The organism is Bradyrhizobium sp. CCBAU 53340 (genome assembly GCF_015291645.1).
Taxonomy (GTDB): Bacteria; Pseudomonadota; Alphaproteobacteria; order Rhizobiales; family Xanthobacteraceae; genus Bradyrhizobium.
Genome location: NZ_CP030055.1, coordinates 7,504,756 through 7,528,933, shown reverse-complemented (window position 1 = coordinate 7,528,933; position 24,178 = coordinate 7,504,756). Strand labels below are relative to the sequence as shown.

The following is a 24,178-nucleotide window of genomic DNA, read 5'->3' as shown; positions in this document are numbered from 1 at the left end:
CAGCGAGCGGGCGGCCGGGCCGGCGCCCCGCCCCGAGCACTTGCCCAAACCGTGAGCAGTCTTGATCAGGTGAAGGCCGCAAGTATCTGGAGCAGCCGTTCCCGGTTCGCCTTGCCGATCTTGTCCTCGACATGCCGTTCGTGCTCGGCCGCGAGGCGCTTGAATCTTGCCAGGGCCGTCTCGCCTTGCGTCGTGAGGTGAAGCGCGTGGGACCGCCGGTCCGCCTTCGACTTGATCCGTTTCACCAGCCTCCGCTGCTCAAGGCTGTCGAGCAGATGCACCAGCCGGGCGCGCTCGATGCCGAGGCGTTTTGCCACCGCCATCTGCGAGAGCCCCGGATTGGCGCCGATCACGGTCAGCACCGAATATTGCGTCGGCCTGATACCGACCGCGCCGAGCGTCCGGATGAAGTCCTGAAAGATCCAGATCTGGAAGCGACGGACCGCATAGCCGGCGTGGCCGACGAGAGCGTCAAGGCTGATCTCGTCCGCGTCGATCTGCCGCGTCGCGCCGTTGTTCGCTCGCTTGCGGGGGGAAGTCCGGGCTGCGATCGCTGTCAAATTCCTATCTCCTGCCCCGCGACCTTAGCGTCTCGAGGTTCGAAGCGAAAGATTGTTGTTGACGACAACAATCGTCATGCCAAACATTATGACCAAGGCGGCCCCAAGAACGAGGCTGCGTCCGATCGGGTTCCGGGCGGAGGAGGAAAACATGACACCCGCCACACGCGGTGATGCTGCAAGCCTGTTTGCAACACCCAGGACCGTCGTCGAACGTCGCGCCGATGGCAGCATCGTGCTGCGTTCGCCCGAGCCTCTTCGCGAGAGCGCGCGCTGCGTCGGCGACTGGCTGGAGCAATGGGCTCGGCGGACGCCGGGCACGGTCTTCCTCGCCGAACGCGCCAACGCCGATGCGCCCTGGACCACGGTGACCTATGCGCAAGCGCTGCAGCAGGTGCGTGGCGCAGCGTCCTGGATCCTGGCACAGGGACTGAGCATCGAGCGTCCGCTCGCGATCCTCTCCGACAACAGCATCGATCATGCATTGCTCGCGCTTGCCGCGCAGCATGTCGGCGTGCCCTCTGCCGCGATCTCGCCTGCTTATTCGCTGATGTCCAAGGATTTCGAAAAACTCAAGAGCATGATCGCGCTGCTTCAGCCCGGTGCGATCTACGTCTCCGCGACAAAGCCGTTTGCAGCAGCGCTAGCCGCGATCAAGCCGATGCACCAGGCGCAGATCATCAGCGGCCATGCCGATGATGCCGATGCGCTCGCGTTCGATGCCATTGCGACGACGCCGGAGACGTCCGGGACCGCAAAGGCTTTCGCCGCGGTGACCCCGGATACGATTGCAAAATTCCTCTTCACCTCGGGCTCGACCGGCACGCCCAAGGCGGTCATCAACACCCATCGCATGCTCACCTCGAGCCAGCAGGCCAAGGCGCAGACCTGGACCTTCCTCGAACAAGCCGGCAGCGATCTCGTCATTCTCGACTGGCTGCCCTGGAGCCACACCTTCGGCGCCAACCACAATTTCAACCTCGTGCTGCGTAACGGCGGCTCGCTCTATATCGACGGCGGCAAGCCGGCGCCTGGCCTGTTCGCGACTTCGCTCGCCAATCTCAAAAGCGTGATGCCGACGGTCTATTTCAACGTGCCGCGCGGCTTTGACATGCTGATCGCGGCACTCCGCGACGACGAGGAATTACGCCGGCGCTTCTTCAGCGAGGTGAAATTCGCCTTCTACGCCGGTGCAGCCTTGCCGCAGAATCTGTGGGATGCGCTCGCGCAGCTCTCGATCGAAACCGTCGGCCATGCGTTGCCGATGGTCTCGGCCTGGGGCTCGACCGAGACCTCGCCGCTGGCGACCGACTGCCATTTCCTCGCCGAGCGCTCCGGCAATATCGGCGTGCCGATCCCGGGAACCGAGCTGAAGCTCGTCAGCGCCGGCGACAAGCTGGAGGTGCGCGTGCGTGGTCCGAATGTCACGCCGGGCTATTGGAAGGCGCCGGAACTGACGAAGCAGGCCTTTGACGAGGAGGGATTCTATCTGATCGGCGACGCGGTGAAGCTTGCCGATGTCAATCGGCCCGAGCGCGGCCTGTTCTTCGATGGCCGCGTCGCCGAAGATTTCAAGCTGAATTCCGGCACCTGGGTCAGCGTCGGCACGCTACGCATCGCCGGCATCGCCGCGCTGGCGCCGCTTGCGCAGGATATCGTCGTCACTGGTCATGGTGGTGACGAGGTGCGCTTCCTGGTGTTCCCGAACATCGCCGCGTGCCGCATGCATGCCGGTCTGCCCGAGACGGCGGCTACGGACGAAGTGCTGGCCCATGACAAGGTGAGGACCGCGATCGCACAGGGCCTCGCCAAGCTCGCGCAGCAGGCCGGCAACTCGTCGGGCCACGCCACGCGCGCCCTGCTGCTTGCCGAACCGCCGTCGGTCGATGGCGGCGAGATCACCGACAAAGGCTATATCAACCAGCGCGCGGTGCTGACGCGGCGCGCCGACGCCGTGGAGCGGCTGAATGATGATGCGTCAACCGAGTGGATCGGCTGCAACTAATCCACGCTGCTGTATGCCTTTCCCGAGGTCGCCGAGTGAAATAGCTCCCAAATAGGCCAGCCATTCTGCCGCAAGATTCTGCACGATTATTTTGTTGCCGAAGCAACTAATTTGTGCGAACCGTTTCCAGGTGGGGATGACGGTGGAGAAACCGCCGCGTCGGACCGGAGGAAACGATGCGCGGCAGAATGGGTGTCGCGGGCAAATGCCGGCGCATACCTGGAAACGACGGGCACGCGCGCTCGGCGCGCGACCCGTCAGGTATCTGCGCCACCGGTCACCGCGCCGAGGTTCTCGTGCAGCCGGCGCAACAAATCGATCAGTATCTCGCGCTCATCCTTCGACAGACACGACACCAGCCGCCGCTCGCGATCGAGCGCCGCGACGATCACCTTGTCATGGGTGGCGCGGCCCTTCGCCGTCAGCGAGATCGAATGGGTGCGGCCGTCGTTCGGATCGGTGCGGATCGACACGTGCCCGCGTTTCTCGAGGCCGGCGAGCGTCCGGCTCACCGGGCCCTTGTCGAAGCCGATGACGTGGCAGATGCGCGAGGCCGGAATGCCCGGCTCGATCGCCAGCAGCGACATGATCCGCCATTCCGTGACGTTGACGCCGAATTGCCGCTGATAGAACGCGTTCGCGCTGTTGGAGAGCTTGTTGGCGATGAAGGTGATGAAGGCCGGGACGTAGCGATCGAGATCGAGCGTCGGTCCGGTCTCAGCGGACGCAGGCTTTTGGCGGGATCTGGTCGAAGGCGCAGGCATATCCGGATTCTGACTCGCGACGGGTTCCAAGACCTAAGGGCATGCGCCGGGCTTTCACAAGATCAAAATGAGGGAGGATCTCCATGAGCGCACCCGGCTCGACCGTATCTGGCGTCCCGCATCTCGACGTCGATCCCTTCGGCATGAGCTTCTTCGCCGACCCTTATCCCACGCATGAGCTGCTGCGGGAGACGGGCCCGGTCGTCTATCTCGACAAGTGGAACGTCTATGGTGTGGCGCGCTACGCGGAGGTTCATGCGGTTCTGAACGATCCCGTGGCGTTCTGCTCCAGCCGCGGGGTCGGCCTCTCCGATTTCAAGAAGGAGGCACCGTGGCGGTCGCCGAGCCTGATCCTGGAGGCCGATCCTCCCGCGCACACCCGCACGCGAGCCGTGCTGTCGAAGGTGCTGTCGCCCACCGCCTTGAAGCAGGTCCGTGACCGCTTTGCTGCCGCCGCCGAAGCGTGCGTCGACGTTCTGCTCGACCGGCGCAGCTTCGATGCCATCACGGATCTTGCCGAGGCCTATCCTCTGTCGATCTTTCCCGATGCGCTTGGCCTGAAGGCCGAAGGTCGCGAGCATCTGTTGCCCTACGCGAGCGTCGCGTTCAACGCTTTCGGCCCACCGAACAGGTTGCGCCAGCAGGCGCTCGAGAGCTCGGCGCCGCATCAGGCCTATGTCGCCGAGCAATGCCAGCGCGAGAACCTTGCGCCGGGCGGTTTCGGCGCCTGTATTCATGCGCACGCCGATGCTGGCGAGATCACCGCCGCCGAGGCGCCGCTGCTCGTGCGTTCGCTGCTGTCGGCGGGGCTCGATACCACCGTCAACGGCATCGGTGCGGCGGTCTATTGCCTGGCGCGGTTTCCGGACCAGTTCGCCAGGTTGCGCGGCGATACGACTCTGGCGCGCAACGCGTTCGAAGAGGCCGTGCGGTTCGAGAGCCCTGTGCAGACCTTCTTCCGCACCACCGCGTGCGAGGTCGAACTGTCCGGCGCGACCATCGGCGAAGGCGAGAAGGTGCTGATGTTCCTTGCCGCCGCCAATCGCGATCCGCGCCGATGGGACAAGCCTGACAGTTACGACATCACCCGCCGCACCTCCGGCCATGTCGGCTACGGCTCCGGTATCCATATGTGCGTCGGCCAGCTCGTGGCGCGGCTCGAGGGCGAGACGATACTCTCGGCGCTGGCTCGCCGGGTCGCCAGCATCGAGATCACGGGCGAGCCGAAGCGCCGCTTCAACAACACGCTGCGCGGGCTCGACAGCCTGCCTGTGACCGTCACGCCGGCCTGAGGCGGCCGGCAATCTCATCCTTTCGCGGCCATCGCTTTTGCTGCATCTGAAATCCCTCGTGCCATCGAGACGAACTCGCTCGGCATCATCACGAGCGTCATGGTGTTCTGCTCGGCGCCGACTTCGGTGATCATCTGCATGCGGCGGAGCTCGAGGCCGGCGGGGTTCTGCATGATCACTTCGGCGGCCTGGCGCAGCTGCTCGGCGGCGTCGAGCTCGGCCTCAGCCTTGATCAGGCGGGCGCGCTTTTCGCGGAGCGCCTCCGCCTCCTGGGCGAGCGCGCGCTGCATGCTTGGCGGAATCTCGACACTCTTCATCTGTACCAGCTCGACCTTGACGCCCCAGGGCTCAGTGGTCGTATCGATTGCCTTCTGCATGACCTCGGCGATGGTGTCCTGCGCTTTCAGGATTTCATCGAGCGTATGCTGCCCAAGCACCGCGCGTAGCGTCGTGAGCGAGACTTGCACGACCGCGTTGGAGACTGCCTTGACTTCCATGACCGCAAGCTCGGGATCAACGATGCGATACCACACCACGGCGTCGACCTTGATCGGCACGTTGTCGCGTGTGATGCCTTCCTGCTGCTCGACATTCGCGGTGATGGTGCGCAAATCGAGCTTGGTCTGCCATTCGAGGAACTGCCAGACCAGGTACAGGCCGGGGCCGGCTGTGCGGTTGAATTTACCAAGCCGGAACACGACGCTGCGTTCGTATTGGTTGGCAACGCGGACGCTTAAGATCAAATAGGCGAGAACTACAAGAACGATGATGGTCAGATAAGGATGCGTGGCGACAAGCTCCATGATGAACATGGATGCCTCCTGTTAATTATTGAGCGGCGGATTAAGTGACAGCGCTCCCGGCTTTCAAGGCCACTGACTGCTTGGCGTCGGGGATATTTTTCGTCGTTAACCACTTGACGGTCGCATCACAGGGCCGCGATCGAGGCGGTGCCTCTTGTCTCGTCCCACGAGGAGAAGAGGCCTATACCACCTTGCTGCTGCCCTGCGTGATCAACCGCGCCGCGCGCTGGTCACGGGCATAGATCCACAGCCAGCTCAGGGCCACGCTGAGACGGTGGCGCAGGCCGATCAGGAAGTAGATGTGGGCGATGCCCCAGATCCACCACGCGATGGTGCCGCGCAGCTTGACCTTGCCGAAATCGATCACCGCGAGCCGCTTGCCGATCTGGGCGAGACTGCCGGCGTGCTTGTAACGGAACGCGCCCTTTGTCTCGCCGCGCAACCGTGCCTTGATGGTTTCCGCGACATGGCGGCCCTGCTGCTTGGCGGCGGGTGCGATGCCCGGCACCGGCTTGCCGTCCCAGGCGTTGATGCTCACGGTGTCACCGATCGCGAAGATTTCGGGATGGCCGGGGATGGTGAGATCGTCAGCAACTTGCACCCGCCCGGCGCGATCGCTTGGTGCGCCCAGCCATTCGGCGGCGGGCGAAGCACGGACTCCGGCGGCCCAGATTCGTGTCTTGGCCTCGAGCAGCTTGCCGCCGAACACCACACCTTCGCGGTTGATCTCGGTGACGGCCTGCCCGAGCACGACTTCGACACCGATCTTTTCCAGCGAGGCCTGCGCATAGGCCGAGAGGTCGTCGGGAAAGCCCGCGAGCACGCGCGGGCCCGCCTCGATCAGCACGACGCGCGCCTTGTGGGTGTCGATGTTGCGGAAATCTGCCGGCAGGGTGTGATGTGCCATCTCGGCGATGGTGCCGGCGAGCTCGACGCCGGTGGGACCTGCGCCGACGATGACGAAAGTGAGCCGCGCCGCGCGCTTCGCCGGATCCGTCTCGCGTTCGGCACGCTCGAACGCCACGAGGATGTGACGTCGCAACGTGGTCGCGTCCTCCAGCGTCTTCAGTCCGGGCGCCCACGTCTCCCACTCGTCATGGCCGAAATAGGCGTGACGTGCGCCGGTGGCGAGCACCAGCGTGTCGTAGGGCACCTCGCTGCCGTCGTCGATCAACACACATCGGCGCGCGGCATCGACGCCGCTCACCGTCGCAAACAGTGTCGTCACCTCGCGCCTGTCGCGCATCAGGTGCCGCACCGGCCAGGCGATCTCGCTGGTCGCGAGCGAGGCGGTCGCGACCTGATAGAGTAGCGGTTGAAACAGATGATGGTTGCGGCGGTCGATCAGCGTGATCTCCACCGGCGCGCCGGCAAGCCGATAGGTCGTCTCCAGCCCGCCGAAGCCGGCCCCGACGATGACGACGCGATGGGGAGTTGCGGCCATGATGCACCCTCGAATCTCGCTGCTGCTCTCACTCATTTAAGTGCCGATTGGGTGCCGTGGTCCAATAGCCGTCATCAATGATGGAATAGGCCAAGCGTATCGATATTCCGCGCGAAAAAGCGCCGCAGCCTCGGACCGGCCTCGGCCGAAGTGAGTAGAATTATATTTCTTGCCATCCCCATTTGGGGCGAAATATGGTGCAGGAGCGGGCGCTGAGCCATTGGCGGCGCGACGGATTTTGCGTTCAATAGAGACTGACCCGAGGCGGCGATCACCCCGTTCCGGGATCAATAATTAAGGAGGGGAGTGAGTTATGAGGACGGCATTCTGGCTGGCGGGCGCAGCGGCGCTGGTTCTGGCAAATCCGGCATTGGCCGGCGACACCATCAAGATCGGTTTCGTCTCGACCTTCAGCGGCCCGACCGCCGTGATCGGCAACGACATGCGCAATTCGTTCGAGCTGGCGCTTGATCATCTCGGGCGCAAGATGGGCGGCAAGCCGGTCGAGGTGATCTACGAGGACGACGGCCAGAAGCCTGATGTCGGCAAGCAGAAGACCGAGAAGCTGGTGCAGTCCGACAAGGTCGATTTCCTCGCCGGCTATATCTGGTCGAACGTGCTGCTCGCCTCGCTCAAGACCGCGGTGGACTCGCAGACCTTCATGATCTCCGCCAATGCCGGTCCCTCGCAGCTCGCGGGCGAGCTGTGCAGCCCTTACGTGTTCTCGACCTCCTGGCAGAACGACCAGACGCCGGCCGCCGTCGGCCTCTACATGAACGCGAACGCCGTCAAGAGCGTGTTCCTGATCGGCCCGAACTACGCCGCCGGCAAGGATATGCTCGCGGGCCTGAAGAGCACGTTCAAGGGCGAGATCAAGGGCGAAGAATATACGGTCTGGCCGAGCCAGCTCGATTTCTCCGCCGAGCTCTCCAAGGCGCGCGCCTCCGGGGCCGAATCGATCTTCGTGTTCTATCCGGGTGCCGCCGGCGTGCAGTTCCTCAATCAATATGCGCAGGCTGGCCTAAAGAGCACGATGCCGCTCTACACCGCCTTCACCATCGATGAGTTGTCGCTGCCGCTCCAGAAGGAGAACGCGCTCGGCGTTCCCGGCGCGCAGGAGTGGGTCAACGATCTTCCCAACGAGCAGAACAAGCGCTTCGTTGCCGACTATCGCAAGAAGTACACGGGTCTCCGCCCGACCTATTACGGCGCGCAGGCCTATGACGCGGCGCAGCTCATCAACAGCGCGGTGGTCGCCGTCGGCGGCGATACGTCCAAGAAGGATGCGATGAAGGCTGCAATGGAAAAGGCCGACTTCAAGTCGCTGCGCGGCGCGTTCAAATACGGCAACAACCACATTCCGATCCAGAACTTCTATCTGCAGGACGTGGTGAAGGGCGCCGGCGGTGAGCTTTCGCTGAAGACCGTCGCCACCATCGTCACCAATGATCAGGACCGTTTCCACGACAAGTGCCCGATGAAGTAAGGGTTCTCCCCCTCTCCCCGCTTGCGGGGAGAGGGTGGGGGTGAGGGGAGGCTCCGCGGGGGCGGAGTTGGCCGAATTCTTCAATAATCCCCACGCCGTCATTGCGAGCGCAGCGAAGCAATCCAGAGTCTTTCCGCGGAGGGATTCTGGATTGCTTCGCTGCGCTCGCAATGACGTGTTGAGAAGGCGTTCCTCCTGATTGTCATACGACTCGTGGAGAGTCCCCCTCACCCGCCGCGCTTCGGACGATGCTTCGCATCGCCGGGCGAGCGTCGGCCTCTCCCCGCAGGCGGGGAGAGGCGAAGAGTCTGCAAGGGAGAGGGTAAGAGGCCTCACACACGCGGCATGCTCGCAGGCCGCACCTCGCGCGCCTGCGCGGCGAGCCTGATGCCGGCGTTGGGCGCACCAAATCCCTGATAGCTCCGCCGCTCGATGATCTCGAAGAAGAAGCGCTCATCGAAAATGTGGGTGTAGACCTGGAAGAATTCGCCATCGCCCTCGCGGTCGTAGAGGATGTGGTTGGCGCGGAGCTTGGCCATGACATCGGGGGCGAGGTCGTATTTGGCTTCGATGTCGTCGTAGTAGTTGTCAGGGATATCCAGGAAGCCGGCGCCGCGGGCGCGCATCGCGGCGACGGTCGCAAAGATGTCCTCGCACGCAAAGGCGACGTGCTGCACGCCTGAGCCGAAAAACTCCGAGATGAAGCGGGCGGGCAACGTACGGTTGGCGGAGGAGCCGTTGACGACGAAGCGCAGGCTCTGGTCGCCGTTGATGAGGGCCTGGCTCTGCACGAGGCCTCTGGGATCGGCGATCTCCATCTGCGGCAGCCGCTTCAGGTCGAGGATACCGGTGTAGAACAGCAGCCAGGACAGCATTTCGTCATAGGGCATCGACTGTGCGATGTGGTCGACTGCGATCAGGGCATCGGCGCTCGCATCGCTCGCGACAGGCGCGAAATCCGTGTCCCAGTTCTTGCCGGCCTGGTCGAGGAAATAAAGAAGACTGCCGCCGACACCGTGGATCGCGGGGATCTCCAGCTCGCCAGGTCCGACCGGCTGGTAGAACGTGCGCGCCTTCAGCGTTTCGGCCCGCTGCATGGCAAGACCGGCATTGTCGACATTGAGCGCGATGGCGCAGACGCCGGGACCGTGGGTGACATAGTGCGAATGCGCAAAGCCGTCGGTCTCGGAGTTGATCACGAGCTCGACCTTGCCTTGCGACCAGCGTTCCACCGCCTTGCTGCGATGCTTGCCCGTCTTGCGGAAGCCGAGCTGCGAAAACAGATGCGCGAGCTCGCCGGCCTTGGTCTCGTTGACTGCGAATTCGATGAAGCCGGTGCCGCTGCTCCTGGGCTTCGGCGCCAGGGGTTCGCCGACGAGCTTTGGCCAGTCCGGGGCGAGGTGGTCCTGCAACATGATCAGCGAGCGCAGGCCGTCGACCGCGGTCTGCACTGCCGAGCCGGCGCGGAATTGGTCGTTGAAGATTTCGAGCGACCACGGTCCGGAGTAGCCGGTCGCAGCGATCGCCTGCATGAATTCGCCGACCGGCAGATCGCCCTGGCCCGGGAAGGAGCGGAAGTGCCGGCTCCACGACAGAATGTCGAGCTCAAGCTTTGGCGCATCGGCGAGTTGCACCAGAAAGATCTTGTCGCCGGGGATCGAAGCCATCGCGCGGGTCGGGAAGCCCGGCGCCAGCGCGTGAAAAGAGTCGAGGATGACGCCGATCGCGGGATGATCGGCGCGGCGCACGATCTCCCAGGCATCCCGATAGTCGTTGACGTGCCGGCCCCAGGCCAACGCTTCATAGCCAACACGCAGGCCGCGCTTGGCGGCGCGGTCGCCGAGCTCGCGAAAATCGTCCGCGGCGCGGTCGATGCCGCCGAGCGAGGCGGGCGAGACGTTGGAGCAGATCAGCAAGAGATCGGTACCGAGCTCCTGCATCAGGTCGAACTTGCGTTCGGCGCGGGCGAAGTTGCGCGTGCGCTGCGGCTCCGGCATACCCTCGAAATCGCGGAACGGCTGGTACGCGCAAATCTTCAGATTGAGATCGCGGCAGAGCCTTGCGATGTCGCGTGGGCCCGAGCCGAACGACAGCAGATCGTTCTCGAAGATTTCGACCTCGTCGAATCCGGCGGCCGCGATGGCACGGAGCTTTTCGTCCAGCGCACCTGAAAGGGAAACGGTTGCGATCGAGCGCTTGTTCATGCTGCCTGCTCCATGATGTGGCCCGGCGATATTTTCTGGCCCGTGCGCGCGGCCTCGCTGACGGCTTCGACGACCGCGAGCGTGCCCATCGCATCTTCGACCGAGATCAGCGGTTGTTCTCGGCCCGCGATCACCGCGCAGAAATGACGGAGCTGCTCGGCCAGCGGATCGAAGGCCGCAGGCGCGATGGTCTCGCGCGACAGCGGCGCATACCAGCCGGGTTGTTGCGTGTAGGACCAATGTTCCATATCAGGCACGGACAACGAGCCCTCGGTGCCGGAGAAGATGTAACAGGGCTGGTCTTGCTTGGGATACGCGACGTTCTCGCCGGAGGTAAGCTCCCAGCTCCACGGTGCTGGCGTTGCGTCGGACACGGTGACTGTTCCCAGCGCGCCATCGGCGAAGCGCAGGAGGAGCACGGCGGTATCTTCGACGGCGAAGCCGCGCACTTGGTTCGAGATCATCGCCTGCACCTCGACGATCTCGCCGCAGATGAAGCGCAGATTGTCGATGTCGTGGATGAGATTGATGAGCAGCGGGCCGCCGCCGTGCTCACGCCGCCACGCCACGTCGAAATAGTCGTCGGGCTTCTTCAGCAGCCACAATCCGACGATTGCGGTGAGCTGGCCGAGCCGGCCGGTCGCGACAGTCTCGCGCGCGGCCTTGATGATCGGATTGTGACGGCGGTGATGGCCGACCAGCATCGGCACGCCAGATCGCTTGATTGCCGCGCACAGCCGCTGCGCGGCTGCGACGGTGTCAGTCACCGGCTTCTCGATTAGCGCAGGCACGCGGGCTTCGGCGCAGTCGAGCCCCATCTGGAGATGCAGTGCATTCGGCGAGGCGATGATCAAGCCGTCCGGCTTTTCCCGCTGCAGCAGCGCGCGGTGATCCGCATGCCAGGGCGCGTTGCGCGCTTGCGCAAACTCTTTCGCGGTGGAGGAGGGGTCAGCGATGCCCGCGAGCACGCAGTCCGGCGAAGCCTCGATCAGTTCGACATGGCGGCGGCCGATCAGGCCGGCCCCGGCAACGGCGATGCGCATCTTCGCGCTCATGCCGCGCTCTCCTCCATCGCGCCGCCGAGGAAGAGCTGGCCGATCCGGGGATCGTTCAGGATGCGCTCGGCCTTGTCGACCATGCGGGTCTGGCCGAGTTCGAGCACGATGCCGATGTCGGAGATCTCCAGCGCCGAGCGCGCGTTCTGCTCGATCATCAGGATGGTGACGCCGCGGTCGCGCAAGGATTTGAGGATGTCGAAGGTCTGCTGCACCATCAGTGGCGACAGGCCTATCGAGGGCTCGTCGATCAGCACCAGTTTCGGTTCGAGCAGCAGCGAGCGCGCGATCTCGAGTTGCTTCTGCTCGCCGCCGGACAAGGTCGAGGCCTGCTGGGTCGATTTACGCCGCAGCGCTGGGAACAGGTCGAGTGCGGCTTCGATCCGTGTCGGCAGATCGATGGCTTTCCCGGCCGAGACTCCGCCAAGCTCGATATTGCTGCGGACTGAAAGCTCCGGAAAAATGTTGCGGCCCTGCGGCACGTAGCAGATGCCGGCATTGAGCAGCGCGCGCTGGCTCAAATTGGTGACGTCGCGCCCGGCAAAGCTGATCTTGCCCTCGCGCAGCTTGAGCAGGCCGAAGATCGCCTTGAACACGGTGGATTTGCCGGCGCCGTTCGGCCCGATGATGGTGGTGATCGTCGCGGGCGGCACCGAGAATGTGGTGCCGTTCAGGATCGTCATCTTGCCGTAGCCGCCGACGAGATTGTGAACCGAAAGGATCGGGTCGCTCATGGCTCGCGCTCCCTAATGTCCTAGATAGGCTTCGATCACGGCCGGGTTCTTCCGGACTTCGTCCGGTCGTCCCATTGCCAGCACCTTGCCTTCCGCCATCACCATCACGCGCGAGCACAGCGACATCACGAACTCCATGTTGTGCTCGATTACGACGAAGGTGGCGTTCTTCTCGCGGTTGATCGCGACCAGCCGGTCCTTGAGGTCCGCAAGCATTGATGGATTGACGCCACCGGCGGGCTCATCGAGCAGCACCAGACGCGGGCCGCCCATGAAGGCCATGGCGGCATCGAGCAGCTTTTGCTGGCCGTAGGAGAGGCCGCCGGCGGGTTCGGATGCGAGATGATCGAGCTTGAAGAAGCCGATCATCTGGTTGGCGGCGTCGGTCAGTCCGGCATCGGAGCGGCCGACCAGGCGCGAGGCCATGTTGCCCTGGTGCTCCTGGCCCGCGAGGATCAGGTTCTCGCGCACCGAAAGCTTTGGAAACACCTGCAGGAGCTGGAAGGTGCGACTGACGCCGAGCTTGTTGAGCTCGGAGGGGCGCAGGCCCGTGACCACCTTGCCGTCGAGCTTGACCTCGCCGCCCGATGGCGTGAGCTGACCGAGGATGCAGTTGAACAAGGTCGACTTGCCACAGCCGTTCGGGCCGATCAAGCCGAGGATCTCGCCCTCGCGCACGTCGAAGCTGACGCCGTTGACGGCGTGGATGCCGCCAAAGCTCTTCTTGATGTCGGAGACTTCGAGGACCGCGCTCATTGCACCGTCTCCAGGCGCGACTTTGCGACGGCACGCAGCGCAGAAGCCGCTTTCGTGCGCCGCGCGGCCAAGTAGCGGTCGAGAATTCCCAGAATGCCCGTCGGCGACCAGATCAGCAGTGCCATCACCGCGATTGCGTAGAGCATCAGATAATAACCTTCGGTGAAGCGCAGCCATTCCGGCAGCAGCACCGCGATCATCGCGCCGAGCAACGGACCGAAATAGAAACCGGCGCCGCCGACGATCACCATCATCAAGAGATCGAGCGAGAGCGACAGGTTGAACGGAACGGGATCGATATACTGCGTCAGCGGCGCATAGAGTGCGCCGGCGATGCCGCCGAGCGCCGAGCCGATCGCGAACGCCATCAGCGTGTAGCGGCGGGTATCGATGCCGAGCGATTGCGCGCGCAGGGGATTCTCGCGCAGGGCCATGAAGGCGCGGCCCCAGGGCGAGCGGATCAGCCACCACACCGCCAGCGAGACGATCGCAAGCGAGCCGAGGCAGACATAGTAGAACGGCAGCGGCTTGTTGGTCGCGACGCCGAAGATGTGCGGCCGCGGAATGCCGGAGATGCCGTAGATACCGCCGGTGAGCCAGCTCTCGTTGCGGAACACCAGGAAGGCGAGGGTGGAGAAGGCAAGCGTCACAAAGGCGAGGTAATGGTGCTGCACGCGTAGCGCGGGATAGCCAAGCACCCAGCCGACGCCGAAGCTCAGCACGATCGCGACTGCAATTGCCGCCGGCAGCGGCCAACCATGGGTCGTCATGATCGCCGCTGCATAGGCGCCGATGCCAACGAAGGCGCCCTGTGCCAGCGAGACCTGGCCGGCATAGCCAAGCGTGAGGTTGAGGCCCATCGCCGCGATGGTCATCACCGCCCATTGGCTCAGGATGAACAGGCCGTAGCGGTTGAAGTTCATGGGAACGACGATCAGGCCGGCGATGACGATGAGGCCGAGCGCGATCTTCAGGGGTTTGGCGTAGCCGCTCATACCGTGCGCTCCTCGGCGCGGCCGAGCAGTCCTTGCGGCCGAAACAGGATGACGGCGATCAGGAAGATCATGGGTACGGCGGCGCGGTACTGCGTCGAGACATAGGCGGCCGCGAGATTGTCGAGCACGCCGATCAAGAGGCCGCCGGCGATGGCGCCCCGCACCTGATTGAAGCCGCCGACGATCGCGGCGATGAAGGCGGCCTGGCCCAGCACTTCACCGCTTGAAAACTTGGCCAGATAAATCGGCGTGATCAGGAGCGAGGCCAGCGCCACCAGGAAGGCGTTGATCAGGAAGGTCAGCAGGATCATGCGCTCGACCGGCACGCCGATGATGCGCGCAACCGTCGGGTTCTGGGCGGCCGCCTGCATCTGGTGGCCGAGCGAGGTGCGATTGAGCAGGGTGGTCAGGCCGAAGACAGCCAGGATCGCGACGACGAGGACGCCGATGCTTTGCAGCGAGACGGCGTGGCCGAGGACGGAGATGTCACCGGTCGGCACGATCGACGGGAAGGGCGAAGCCTCCGCGCTGAAGAACTGTTTGACGGCTTCCTTGATGCCGATGGCGAGCGCCATGGTCGCGATCGCCAGCGGCAGCACGCCGTGGCGCATCATCGGATCGACCAGCAACATCTTGAAGGCGAGGCCCAGCAGGATCATCGAGAGCAGGATGCCGAGGATGATCGCGAGCCAGAACGGCGCGCCGACATGCATCGCCGCCAGCATCAAGAACGCCGGCAGCATCACGAACTCGCCTTGCGCGAAATTGATGGTCTGCGAGGTCTGCCACAGCAGCGTGAAGCCGACCGCAACCAGCGCGTAGATCGCGCCAGTGGCGAGGCCCGCGACCAGGAGATCGAACAGATTGGACATTTTCCCCTCTCGTCGCTCCGTCTTCCCTCTGTCGTCTCCCTCTCCCCGTTCTTACGGGGAGAGGGAGGAAGAGAGCCTCACTTCAGTTTAGGCAACACCTGCTTCACCACCTGCTTGCCGTCGACCACCTCGACCAGGAAGCTCTGGCGATCGATGTCGCCGTTCGCATCGAAGGTGACGTCCATCAGAATTCCCGGCTCCTCGGAGGCCTTGATCGTCAGGCCGTGCAACGTGTCGGCGAACGCTTTGGAATCGACCTTGCCCATCTTCTCGGTGGTGGCCTTCACCATGTAGACAGCGAGGTAGCCCTTCAGGCCGTTATGGTCAGGGACGTAATTGTACTTCTTCGAGAAGCGGTCGCGGAAACCCTTGATCAACTCGACCGGCGCATCCGTGGTGAGGCCGACATGGCCGCGGGCGCCGTTGGCGGCGTCGCCCGCGAGCTCGATCACCTTCTGGCCGATCAGCGTGGTCTCGCCCATCAGCGGCGCGGTGACGCCCTGGCGCTTCAACTCCTTCAGGATGCGCGCGCTCTCTTCTTCATTGAGGTAGACGAACACGGCGTCGGGATTGGCGGCCTTGATCTTGCCGACGTCGGCGGCGAAATCGGCCTGGCCCGCTTCGGTGGAGAGATCGGCGACGACCTTGGAGCCGAGTCGCTCAAGCTCCTTGGTCACGACGTCGCGTCCGCCGCGGCCAAAGTCGTTGTTGACCCAGACCACTGCGACCGATTTCGCCTTCATGTCGTCGTGAATGTACTTTGCGACCTTCGGCATCGAGGATTGCTGGCCGAATGAGGTCCGGAACAGGAACTTGTTGCCGGCTTGTGTCAGTTCGGCGGCTTCGCCGCCCATGATCTGGGTAATGCCGGCTTCGGCCGCGAGCGGCGCCGTGACCTTGACCGAGCCGGAATAGCCGGGTCCGAGCAGCACATAGGGTTCGGCGTCGAGCGCCTTCTGCACCTGCGCGCGCGCCACGCCCGGGTTCGACTGTGAGTCGGCATGGGTGACCTCGAGCTTGTGGCCGAGCACGCCGCCCTTGGCGTTGATCTCCTCGATCGCGAGATCGATGCCGTTCTTCCAGTTGGTGCCGACGGTGGCGCCGCCGCCCGAAAGCTCGGCGACATCGGCAAGCTTGATGGCCTGTGCGAAGGCGCTCGTGGTCGTGATTGCGGTGAGCAGCGCGCCCACCAGTAGCGTTGATTTCATCGTCCTCTCCTCCCGTTTCAATTTTGCAAGCGGCCTTGTGTCCGGCCGCTTTGCCTCAAGCTGCCTGATAGGCGGCGCTGCGCGCGGCCATCACGGCGTCAAAAGCCTCTCCCATGACTTCCGTCGATGGGGCAAGGCCGGTGAACAGTTCGAAGGCGTCGGCGGCCTGATAGATCGCAAGCTCCCGCCCGGTCATGATCCGTGCGCCCTTGGCCTGTGCGGCTGCCAGCAGCGGCGTGATCAGCGGTGAGTAAACGGCGTCGGCGACCCACATATTTTCGCGCAGCAGCGCCGGGGGGACCGGCGTGTCCCGGTTCGGCAGCATGCCGACGGGTGTGCCGTTGACGAGGCCGGTTGCGCCATCAAGCGCCTCCTCGACACTTCGGGCGACCCGTGCACCACCGTGCTTGGCCAGCAGCGCGGCGAGCTTCTCGGCCCGCGCCGGCTCGCTGTCGAAGATCCGGAGGTCCGTCACTTTCAGGCTCGCCAGTGCAAAGGCGATCGCCTTGCCGACGCCGCCGGTGCCGATGACCGCCACCGCATTTCCGGACGAAGCCAGCAGCGGCGCGACGGCGCGCGCAAAGCCCGTCGTGTCGGTGTTGTGGCCGATCAGCCGGCCGTCCCTCACGACGACGGTATTGACGGCCGCCATGGTCGCCGCAGCCGGTGCCAGCTCGTCGAGCAGCGGCACCACCGCCTCCTTATAAGGGAAGGTGACGTTGACACCGGCAAAGCCGAGCCGCCGCACGCCCTCGAGCATCATGCTGAGCCCGGTCGTATCAGCGCCGGCGACCTCGATGAGCTGGTAATGGCCGCGCAGGCCAAGCGCCTCGGCGGCGCGCTCATGCATGGCGGGGGATGCGGAATGCGCGATCGGCGCCCCGATCAGGCCGGTGAGGAGCTTTTTGCTGGCGGCGTATCCGCGCTTCGACATGGTTCGCTATCGTCTCGTTGGGGGCGTTCGGTCCCGGCCATTAGCGGCGAAATCCGCCCAATTCCAAGGGGCTTCAGCCGCGACGATAATCTTTCCCCTGCCTAACACAATTACCCTTTTGTCCGGCAAACCTAACATCATGTTATTTCTTCCGCCCGCGTGCCGGGGCGGCCTTGCCGTTGCCGCGGGACGGCTCGACCGCGCGCATCTCGGCGCGCAGGGATTCGATGAAATACTCGACGTGGAGCGACAGCGGCGCACCGCGCTTGACCGCGATATAGGTATCGAACCGCGTCGGCTCGGTGATCTTGATGAGCTCGATGCCGGGATAGCCGCCATGGGCCACCGTGAACTGGTCGATGATGGCGATGCCAAGCCCCGCCTTCACCAGCGCGCAGACCGTGGTGCCGAAGCGCGCGCGGATGGTGATGTTGTAGTCGAGCTTATGGCGCGCGAACATCTCGGCCATGATCCGGCCGTAGGGATCGTTGGGATCGATGCCGATCAACGGGTAGCGGGTGATCTCGGCGGCGGAGACCTGCTTGCGGCCGGCAAGCTCATGGCCCGGCGGCACGATGCAATAGAGCTCGCCCGAGGCCAGCGGCATGAAGTCGAGCCCGGAATGCTCGAGCCGGTAGCTCATCGCCACGCACTCGCCGCGGCCGAGCAGGAGGTAGTCGATGGCTTCCTCGAGCTTGAGGATGTTGATGTCGATGCCGAGATCGGGGTAGCGGCGGCGGACGCGCTCGATCGCACGCGGCACCATCACCTGCGAGATGCTCGGCACCGAGCCGATGCGGAGCTCCGACAAGCCGCCGCGACCGATCTTGGAGATGATCTCGGAGAGGTCATCGACCTTTTTGTAGACGCCGTTGATCTGTTCGAAAATGTTCTCGGCTTCCGGCGTCGGGAAGTAGCGGCCGTTCTGGCGCTGGAAGAAGCGGATACCGAGGGAGCGCTCGGTATATTTGACCAGCCGGCTGATCCCCGGCGCCGAGACGTTCAGCAGCTTCGCCGCACCGCCGATGGTGCCCGTCACCATCACGGCACGGATCACTTCAACCTGGCGCAGCGTCATCATGGTCTTGAGAAGTCCCTGGCATCCGAAAGAGATCGTGGCGGCGATCATCTCACGACAGCCGGGATGTCATCCAGCGGGAAGTGGAGCTTTAATGGGAGTGGGGAAGGACGGGTAACTTCGCAGTTACGCTGTTTCGAGAAAGTCCAGCGCCCGCATCGAAGGGCATCGTCGCGCGATCGGCTGAACCGGCGCGATCTGCTGCGACCTCCGTGCTAGCTCGCGGGCTTTTCCGGCGAGGCGCTGTCGACGAGCTTGGGACGTTCGCTTTGCAGCACGTCTCGCGCGAACTCGATGATCTTCTGCTTGTTTGCCGTCTCGCGGACGGCGAAAAACACGCGGTTCAATTCCAGGCCGAGCACGCTGTTGAGGGCGATGTTCTCGTCTTCCATCGTGGTGGTCTCGCTTTAGACGCCTTGGATGTAACGGCACGCCACTTCCTCCACAAGTAGATTAAATCTTCGGTGCCAGCGCCACACCGGTAAATTACGGGCGCGATGAATTGAGGCGGCGCTCCAAGACGTGCTATACGGAAGCGGCGAGGGGCAGGAAAACGCACCGATGTCCGCCGTCGATTATGGCCGCGAAGCGCTGGATTTTATCGAGGGGCTGGGAACCTATGAGAAGGTCCCGGACGCCATGGACGCGCTCGAGATGGCATTCGGTCGCTTCGGCTTCGAAACCATCATCGTGACAGGCCTGCCGAATCCCGATCAGCGATTTGCGCAGATGGTGCTTGCCAAGCGCTGGCCGGCAGGGTGGTTCAGTCTCTATACACAGAACAACTACGACCGCGCCGATCCGGTGGTGAGGCTGTGCCGGCTGTCGGTCAACCCGTTCGAATGGTCGGAAGCGCCATATGATGCCGAACGCGAGCCCGATGCCGCCGAGGTGATGAACCGCGCCACCGATTTTCGGATGTCGCGCGGCTTCATCGTGCCCATCCACGGGCTCACCGGCTATGAGGCCGCGGTGTCACTCGGCGGCGTCCATCTTGATCTCAATGCTCGCAGCAAGCCGGCTCTGCATCTGATGGCGATGTACGGCTTCGACCACATTCGTCGTCTGCTCGATCCGGCGCCGCGGCAATCGACGCGCCTCACCCCGCGAGAGCGCGAAGTGATCGCGTGGGCGTCACAGGGCAAGTCGGCCTGGGAGATCGGCGAGATCCTGCATATCACGCAGCGTACCGCCGAGGAGCATCTTGCAACTGCTGCGCGCAAGCTCGGTGCCGTCAACCGTACGCATGCGGTTGCGCTCGCGATTCGTCACAAGATCATCAATCCTTAAGCGACGTACTGGGAAATTTCCCAATACCGTCTCCGCGTTTTTTCGCGGAGGTTACCCCCATTGAAGCTGGATGGGGGATTTCATGATCCACGCAATTTCCTCGCTAAACCGACACCTTTACGAGGACGTACTCGAGCAGCATTTCCGGCTGCGCCACGACATATTCGTCGAAGAACGGCGATGGGAGACGCTCCGCAAGCCGGATCGCCGCGAGATCGATTCCTACGACAACGAGGACACGGTGTATCTGCTCGCGCTGGAGGGGCGCCGCGTCGTTGGCGGCCACCGGCTTTATCCGACGACCAAGCCTTCGATGATGAGCGAGGTCTTCCCGCATCTCGCAGCAGTGCGTGGCTGCCCCTCGAATCCGCTGGTCTGGGAGTGGTCGCGCTATTTCGTCGTACGCGACCGTCGCGACGGTACCCTCAACCTGCAACTGATGGCGGCCGTGCAGGAATTCTGCCTCGGCCAGGGCATCGCGCAGGTCAGCGCGATCATGGAAACCTGGTGGTTGCCGCGCTTCCACGAGGCCGGCTTTGTGGTGACCCCGCTTGGCCTTCCTGCTCTGGTGGAGAACGCTTGGACCATGGCGGCGACCATCGACGTTCGCCAGGAGACGGTCGATGGCTTGCATGATCGCATCGGCATGGCTTCCGTCGTGCAACAGGATGGGCCGCGCCTGGACGCAGTCGCCCGTGCCAACCTCTGCGGCCGCACCGCCGCGCAACGAAAGAGCGCCTGAGAATGTCGAACATGATGCGAGATAGCCAGATTATGGCGCAAACGAAGGACGAGAATCTGGGCTACATGTCCGACATGGCGCTCGAACTGGCGCAGATGGCCGAAGATACCGGGCTGGCGACGCTGGCCTACCTGTTCCGGATGGCGGCGCTGGAGGCCTCCACGGCCAACAGCGAACTCAATGAGCCGGATGATCTGCTCCGCCGGGTCACGTCGCACTAGGCCTGCCCATCGTTCATTTGCCCCTCGCGTGCACCCTCTCCCCGGCAACGGGGGGAGGGTGAACCGTTTGCGTGGGGCAGGTTGCCGCATCTTGCGGGCGCTTCTTGCTGGGCCCAGCCTGATCGCATGCATCGGCATGCAACAAAGTGCATGTCTGGTGTGGAATCACTCTTGCCTCGGAACGATACTGCCATTACCCATTTTTCCGCCTTGAGGAGAGGCAGGGGAGCTCTTTGACTGATGGCGACTGTGTTCGAACATCGGCGCGTGTCCGCGTGCGCCTGAGAGAGTTCTGATGCTGCTCGTCGTCGAACAGTTCCTGAACGGATTGCAGTTCGGCCTGCTGCTGTTCCTGCTCGCCGCCGGCCTGACGCTGGTGTTCGGGATCATGGATCTCGTCAACCTCGCGCACGGCTCGCTCTACATGATGGGCGCCTATTTCGCCGCCACCTTCGCGGCGTGGACCGGCAGCTTCCTGCTCGGGGCGCTGCTGGCGCTCGGTGCGACGCTCGTGCTCGGCATCGTGCTGGAGATGAGCGCGCTACGGCATCTTTACGGCCGCGACCATCTCGACCACGTGCTCGCGACCTTCGGCCTGATCCTGTTCTTCAACGAAGCCGTGCGCCTGATCTGGGGGCCGGCCGGTCTCGCGCTGCCGCTGCCGGGCTGGCTCACCGTGCCGGTGCCGATCCTGCCTGGCATCCATTATCCCGCCTATCGCCTGGCGATCATCATCGTGGCGCTGCTGGTGGCGCTCTTGCTCTATCTTGGCGTAATGCGCACCCGCATCGGCATGCTGATCCGCGCTGGCGCCTCCAACCGCGAGATGATCGGCGCGCTCGGCATCAACATCAAGTTGCTTTACACGCTGGTGTTCGGCTTGGGCGCCGCGCTCGCCGGCCTCGCCGGCCTGATGCAGGCGCCGATCCTCACCGTGCAGATCGGCATGGGCGAGAACATCCTAATCCTCGCCTTCGTCATCATCGTGATCGGCGGCATCGGCTCGATTCGCGGTGCATTCCTCGCCGCGATCTTCGTCGGGATGATCGATACGCTGGGCCGCGCCTTCCTGCCCAATCTGCTCCGGCAGGTGCTGAGCGGCGCCGCTGCCTCGACCGCCGCGCCCGCGCTGTCCTCGATGCTGATCTATCTTCTGATGGCAATCGTGCTGGTGGTGCGGCCGGAGGGGCTGTTTCCGGCCAACCGTCGATGAAGAGTCTGAACGTGAGCAAGGCCGTCACGGCCCTGATGCTGGCGGGCCTCGTGCTGCTGCCGCTCTATTCCTATCTGTCCGGCAACATCTTCATCCTGACGCTGTTCACCCGCATCGTCATCCTGGCGCTGGCGGCCGCCAGCCTCAACCTCATCATGGGCTTCGGTGGCATGATGAGCTTTGGCCACGCCGCCTATCTCGGCATCGGCGGCTATGCCGTCGGCATGCTTGCGCAGGAAGGTATCGGTTCCGGCTGGATCCAGTTTCCGGTCGCGCTGGCGGCCTCGGCGACCTATGCGCTGGTGATCGGCGCGCTGTCACTGCGCACCCGCGGCGTCTATTTCATCATGATCACGCTGGCGTTTGCGCAGATGGCCTACTACGTCGCCTCGGGCCTCGCGCGCTATGGCGGCGATGACGGGCTCACCGTCTACAAGCGCAGCGACTTCTCCGGGCTGATCAACCTGTCGAACCGCACGCAGTTCTACTACCTCTGTCTCGGCTGTCTGCTCGGCGTGATCTTTCTGATCTGGCGCATCGTCAATTCGCGCTTCGGTCTCGTGGTACAGGGCCTGCGCTCCAACGAGCAGCGCATGCAGGCGATCGGATTCCCCGCCAAGCGTTACCAGCTGGTCTGCTTCGTCATCTCAGGGACGATGTGCGGCCTCGCCGGCGCGCTGCTCGCGAACAACACCGATTTCGTCAGCCCCGCTGTCATGTACTGGACCCGCTCCGGCGATCTCATGGTGATGGTGATCCTGGGCGGCATGGGCACGCTGTTCGGCCCCGTGATGGGTTCGGTGGTCTATCTGCTGCTGGAAGAGTTCCTGTCGCAGATCACCGAATATTGGGCGCTGATCATGGGCCCGCTGCTGCTGTTGATCGTACTGTTCGGCCGCGGCGGCATCATGGGCCTGCTCGGGAGGATCGGCCGTGGCTGAACCGCTGCTCCGCGTCGAAAAGCTGGTGCGCCGCTTCGGCGGCATCGTCGCGACCGATCACGTCTCGCTCGATGTCGCGGCGGGCGAGCTGCACGCCATCATCGGGCCGAACGGCGCCGGCAAGACCACGCTGATCAGCCAGCTCACCGGACATCTCGCGCCGCATGCCGGCAACGTTTCGCTGGCGGGTCGCGACATCACCTACCTGCCGGCCTATCGCCGCTGCGCGCTGGGCCTCGCCCGTTCGTTCCAGATTACCTCGCTGCTGCTCGACTTCACCGCCGCCGACAATGTTGCGCTGGCCGCGCAGGCGCATGCCGGCACCTCGTTCCGCTTCTTCGCCAATGCGCGCAAGGAGAAGGGCCTGCGCGATGCCGCGCAGGCCGCACTCGACCGCGTTGGCCTCGCCCATCGCGCCGATGTGCTGGTGTCGAAGCTGAGCCATGGCGAGCGGCGCCAGATCGAGCTTGCCGTCGCGCTCGCCAGCAAGCCGAAGATATTGCTGCTCGACGAGCCCATGGCCGGTCTCGGCGTCACCGAATCCCAGGGCATGGTGAAGCTGCTCCAGGAACTGCGCAAGGAAGTCTCGATCGTGCTGGTCGAGCACGACATGCCGGCGGTGTTCGCGCTGGCCGACCGCATCTCGGTGCTGGTCTATGGCCGCGTCATCGCTTCCGGCGATCCCGCCGCGATCCGCGCCAACGAGGACGTCAAGCGCGCTTATCTCGGCGACCAGCATGTGGTGACCCGCCATGGCTGACGAAAAGATGGCTGACACGCTGCTCGACGTCGACGGCATCGAGACCTGCTACGGCCTTTCGCAGGTGCTGTTCGGCCTGTCCCTGTCCATCAAGCCGGGCGAGATGGTCTCGCTGATGGGCCGCAACGGCATGGGCAAGACCACGACCATCCGCTCGATCATGGGCCTGACGCCGGCGCGATCAGGCAGCATTCGTTTCGCGGGCACCGAGGTGCGGCAATTGCCGTCGTACCGAATCGCGAAGCTCGGCGTCGGACTTGTGCCGGAGGGACGCCAGATCTTTCCGAATCTCACCGTGCGCGAAAATCTCGTCGCGGCCGCCGCCGATCGCTTCGGCAGCCCGAATCCCTGGACACTGGCTGCGATCTACTCCCTGTTTCCGCGGCTTGCCGAGCGTGCCGCCAACATGGGCAACCAGCTCTCCGGCGGCGAGCAGCAGATGCTCGCGATCGGCCGCGCGCTGATGACCAATCCGAAGCTCCTGATCCTGGACGAGGCGACCGAAGGCCTCGCGCCGCTGATCCGCGAGGAGATCTGGACCTGTCTGTCGATGCTGAAGAAGCGGGGCCAGTCGATCCTGGTCGTCGACAAGAATGTCGACCACCTCGCCCGCATCTGCGACCGTCACACCATCATCGAGCGCGGCAAGACGGTGTGGAGCGGCACATCGGACGAGCTGATGGCCGAGCCGGATCTGCAGCATAAATATCTGGGGATCTAGTCCCCCGCTCTATCCTCGTCATTGCGAGCGAAGCGAAGCAATCCAGAGTCTTTCCGCGGAGGGATTCTGGATTGCTTCGTCGCTTCGCTCCTCGCAATGA

At 64.0% G+C, this 24,178-nt stretch carries 24 protein-coding genes; 10 read left to right on the top strand and 14 right to left on the bottom strand.

Annotated features, from left to right (window positions below; genetic code table 11):
- Nucleotides 1–65: 65 nt before the first annotated feature.
- Entirely contained in the window at nt 66–560 is a 495-nt protein-coding gene (locus XH89_RS35715) for a MarR family winged helix-turn-helix transcriptional regulator (RefSeq protein ID WP_194464952.1), read from the bottom strand.
- A gap of 151 nt (nt 561–711) precedes the next feature.
- Between XH89_RS35715 and XH89_RS35710 the strand changes: the two genes are divergently transcribed.
- Nucleotides 712–2,565 carry a feruloyl-CoA synthase gene (locus XH89_RS35710; protein ID WP_194464951.1) on the top strand — a complete coding sequence of 618 codons (1,854 nt, stop codon included), beginning with the start codon at nt 712–714 and terminating at the stop codon, nt 2,563–2,565.
- Between the two features lie 257 nt (nt 2,566–2,822).
- Here the strand turns inward: XH89_RS35710 and XH89_RS35705 are convergent, their stop codons facing one another.
- Complete coding sequence (locus tag XH89_RS35705) at nt 2,823–3,329, bottom strand: MarR family winged helix-turn-helix transcriptional regulator (protein ID WP_194464950.1); 507 nt, start codon at nt 3,327–3,329, stop codon at nt 2,823–2,825.
- Nucleotides 3,330–3,412: 83 nt separating this feature from the next.
- On the opposite strand from XH89_RS35705, the gene XH89_RS35700 reads away from it, so the two are divergent.
- On the top strand, nt 3,413–4,621 hold the full coding sequence (locus tag XH89_RS35700; RefSeq protein WP_194464949.1) for a cytochrome P450: 1,209 nt from the start codon (nt 3,413–3,415) through the stop codon (nt 4,619–4,621).
- A 14-nt stretch (nt 4,622–4,635) separates the two neighbouring features.
- On the opposite strand, the gene XH89_RS35695 is transcribed toward XH89_RS35700, so the two are convergent.
- Together XH89_RS35695 and XH89_RS35690 are read right to left on the bottom strand one after the other, a co-directional pair.
- Nucleotides 4,636–5,433, bottom strand: a complete 798-nt coding sequence (locus tag XH89_RS35695; protein ID WP_246767700.1) for an SPFH domain-containing protein — start codon at nt 5,431–5,433, stop codon at nt 4,636–4,638.
- A 172-nt stretch (nt 5,434–5,605) separates the two neighbouring features.
- Nucleotides 5,606–6,868, bottom strand: coding sequence for an NAD(P)/FAD-dependent oxidoreductase (locus XH89_RS35690; RefSeq protein WP_194464948.1), 1,263 nt, complete (start codon nt 6,866–6,868; stop codon nt 5,606–5,608).
- 313 nt (nt 6,869–7,181) lie between these two features.
- Here XH89_RS35690 and XH89_RS35685 point away from each other — a divergent pair, with 313 nt between their 5' ends.
- Complete coding sequence (locus XH89_RS35685) at nt 7,182–8,354, top strand: ABC transporter substrate-binding protein (protein ID WP_194464947.1); 1,173 nt, start codon at nt 7,182–7,184, stop codon at nt 8,352–8,354.
- Between the two features lie 332 nt (nt 8,355–8,686).
- Here the strand turns inward: XH89_RS35685 and XH89_RS35680 are convergent, their stop codons facing one another.
- From XH89_RS35680 to XH89_RS35635, 10 genes are all read right to left on the bottom strand, one after another.
- A complete protein-coding gene (locus tag XH89_RS35680) occupies nt 8,687–10,558 on the bottom strand; it encodes a bifunctional sugar phosphate isomerase/epimerase/4-hydroxyphenylpyruvate dioxygenase family protein (RefSeq protein WP_194464946.1) in 1,872 nt (623 codons plus the stop codon).
- Nucleotides 10,555–11,613 (bottom strand): Gfo/Idh/MocA family protein, encoded by a 1,059-nt coding sequence (locus XH89_RS35675; RefSeq protein WP_194464945.1) that lies wholly within the window; start codon nt 11,611–11,613, stop codon nt 10,555–10,557. The genes XH89_RS35680 and XH89_RS35675 overlap by 4 nt, the downstream gene beginning before the upstream one ends.
- Nucleotides 11,610–12,347, bottom strand: a complete 738-nt coding sequence (locus XH89_RS35670; protein WP_194464944.1) for an ABC transporter ATP-binding protein — start codon at nt 12,345–12,347, stop codon at nt 11,610–11,612. The genes XH89_RS35675 and XH89_RS35670 overlap by 4 nt, the downstream gene beginning before the upstream one ends.
- A 12-nt stretch (nt 12,348–12,359) precedes the next feature.
- A complete protein-coding gene (locus XH89_RS35665; RefSeq protein WP_194464943.1) occupies nt 12,360–13,103 on the bottom strand; it encodes an ABC transporter ATP-binding protein in 744 nt (247 codons plus the stop codon).
- On the bottom strand, nt 13,100–14,098 hold the full coding sequence (locus XH89_RS35660; protein WP_194464942.1) for a branched-chain amino acid ABC transporter permease: 999 nt from the start codon (nt 14,096–14,098) through the stop codon (nt 13,100–13,102). The genes XH89_RS35665 and XH89_RS35660 overlap by 4 nt, the downstream gene beginning before the upstream one ends.
- A complete protein-coding gene (locus tag XH89_RS35655) occupies nt 14,095–14,970 on the bottom strand; it encodes a branched-chain amino acid ABC transporter permease (RefSeq protein ID WP_194464941.1) in 876 nt (291 codons plus the stop codon). Before XH89_RS35655 ends, XH89_RS35660 begins: the two co-directional genes overlap by 4 nt.
- A gap of 77 nt (nt 14,971–15,047) precedes the next feature.
- Nucleotides 15,048–16,178, bottom strand: coding sequence for an ABC transporter substrate-binding protein (locus XH89_RS35650; RefSeq protein WP_194464940.1), 1,131 nt, complete (start codon nt 16,176–16,178; stop codon nt 15,048–15,050).
- Nucleotides 16,179–16,233: 55 nt separating this feature from the next.
- The gene (locus XH89_RS35645; protein WP_194464939.1) at nt 16,234–17,112 is read right to left on the bottom strand and encodes a shikimate dehydrogenase; all 879 of its coding nucleotides are present in this window, start codon (nt 17,110–17,112) and stop codon (nt 16,234–16,236) included.
- A 142-nt stretch (nt 17,113–17,254) separates the two neighbouring features.
- Nucleotides 17,255–18,193, bottom strand: a complete 939-nt coding sequence (locus XH89_RS35640) for a LysR family transcriptional regulator (RefSeq protein WP_194468729.1) — start codon at nt 18,191–18,193, stop codon at nt 17,255–17,257.
- 212 nt (nt 18,194–18,405) lie between these two features.
- Complete coding sequence (locus tag XH89_RS35635; RefSeq protein WP_194464938.1) at nt 18,406–18,582, bottom strand: hypothetical protein; 177 nt, start codon at nt 18,580–18,582, stop codon at nt 18,406–18,408.
- 169 nt (nt 18,583–18,751) lie between these two features.
- On the opposite strand from XH89_RS35635, the gene XH89_RS35630 reads away from it, so the two are divergent.
- From XH89_RS35630 to XH89_RS35600, 7 genes are all read left to right on the top strand, one after another.
- The gene (locus tag XH89_RS35630) at nt 18,752–19,480 is read left to right on the top strand and encodes a LuxR family transcriptional regulator (RefSeq protein WP_194464937.1); all 729 of its coding nucleotides are present in this window, start codon (nt 18,752–18,754) and stop codon (nt 19,478–19,480) included.
- Nucleotides 19,481–19,562: 82 nt separating this feature from the next.
- Complete coding sequence (locus XH89_RS35625; RefSeq protein ID WP_194464936.1) at nt 19,563–20,222, top strand: acyl-homoserine-lactone synthase; 660 nt, start codon at nt 19,563–19,565, stop codon at nt 20,220–20,222.
- A gap of 2 nt (nt 20,223–20,224) precedes the next feature.
- The gene (locus XH89_RS35620) at nt 20,225–20,443 is read left to right on the top strand and encodes a hypothetical protein (RefSeq protein ID WP_194464935.1); all 219 of its coding nucleotides are present in this window, start codon (nt 20,225–20,227) and stop codon (nt 20,441–20,443) included.
- A gap of 295 nt (nt 20,444–20,738) precedes the next feature.
- Nucleotides 20,739–21,656: a branched-chain amino acid ABC transporter permease gene (locus XH89_RS35615; protein ID WP_194464934.1), complete on the top strand. Its 918-nt coding sequence runs from the start codon at nt 20,739–20,741 to the stop codon at nt 21,654–21,656.
- Nucleotides 21,653–22,597 (top strand): branched-chain amino acid ABC transporter permease, encoded by a 945-nt coding sequence (locus XH89_RS35610; protein ID WP_194464933.1) that lies wholly within the window; start codon nt 21,653–21,655, stop codon nt 22,595–22,597. The genes XH89_RS35615 and XH89_RS35610 overlap by 4 nt, the downstream gene beginning before the upstream one ends.
- Nucleotides 22,590–23,357 carry an ABC transporter ATP-binding protein gene (locus tag XH89_RS35605; RefSeq protein ID WP_194464932.1) on the top strand — a complete coding sequence of 256 codons (768 nt, stop codon included), beginning with the start codon at nt 22,590–22,592 and terminating at the stop codon, nt 23,355–23,357. The genes XH89_RS35610 and XH89_RS35605 overlap by 8 nt, the downstream gene beginning before the upstream one ends.
- On the top strand, nt 23,350–24,078 hold the full coding sequence (locus XH89_RS35600; protein ID WP_246767699.1) for an ABC transporter ATP-binding protein: 729 nt from the start codon (nt 23,350–23,352) through the stop codon (nt 24,076–24,078). Before XH89_RS35605 ends, XH89_RS35600 begins: the two co-directional genes overlap by 8 nt.
- Nucleotides 24,079–24,178 lie beyond the last annotated feature (100 nt).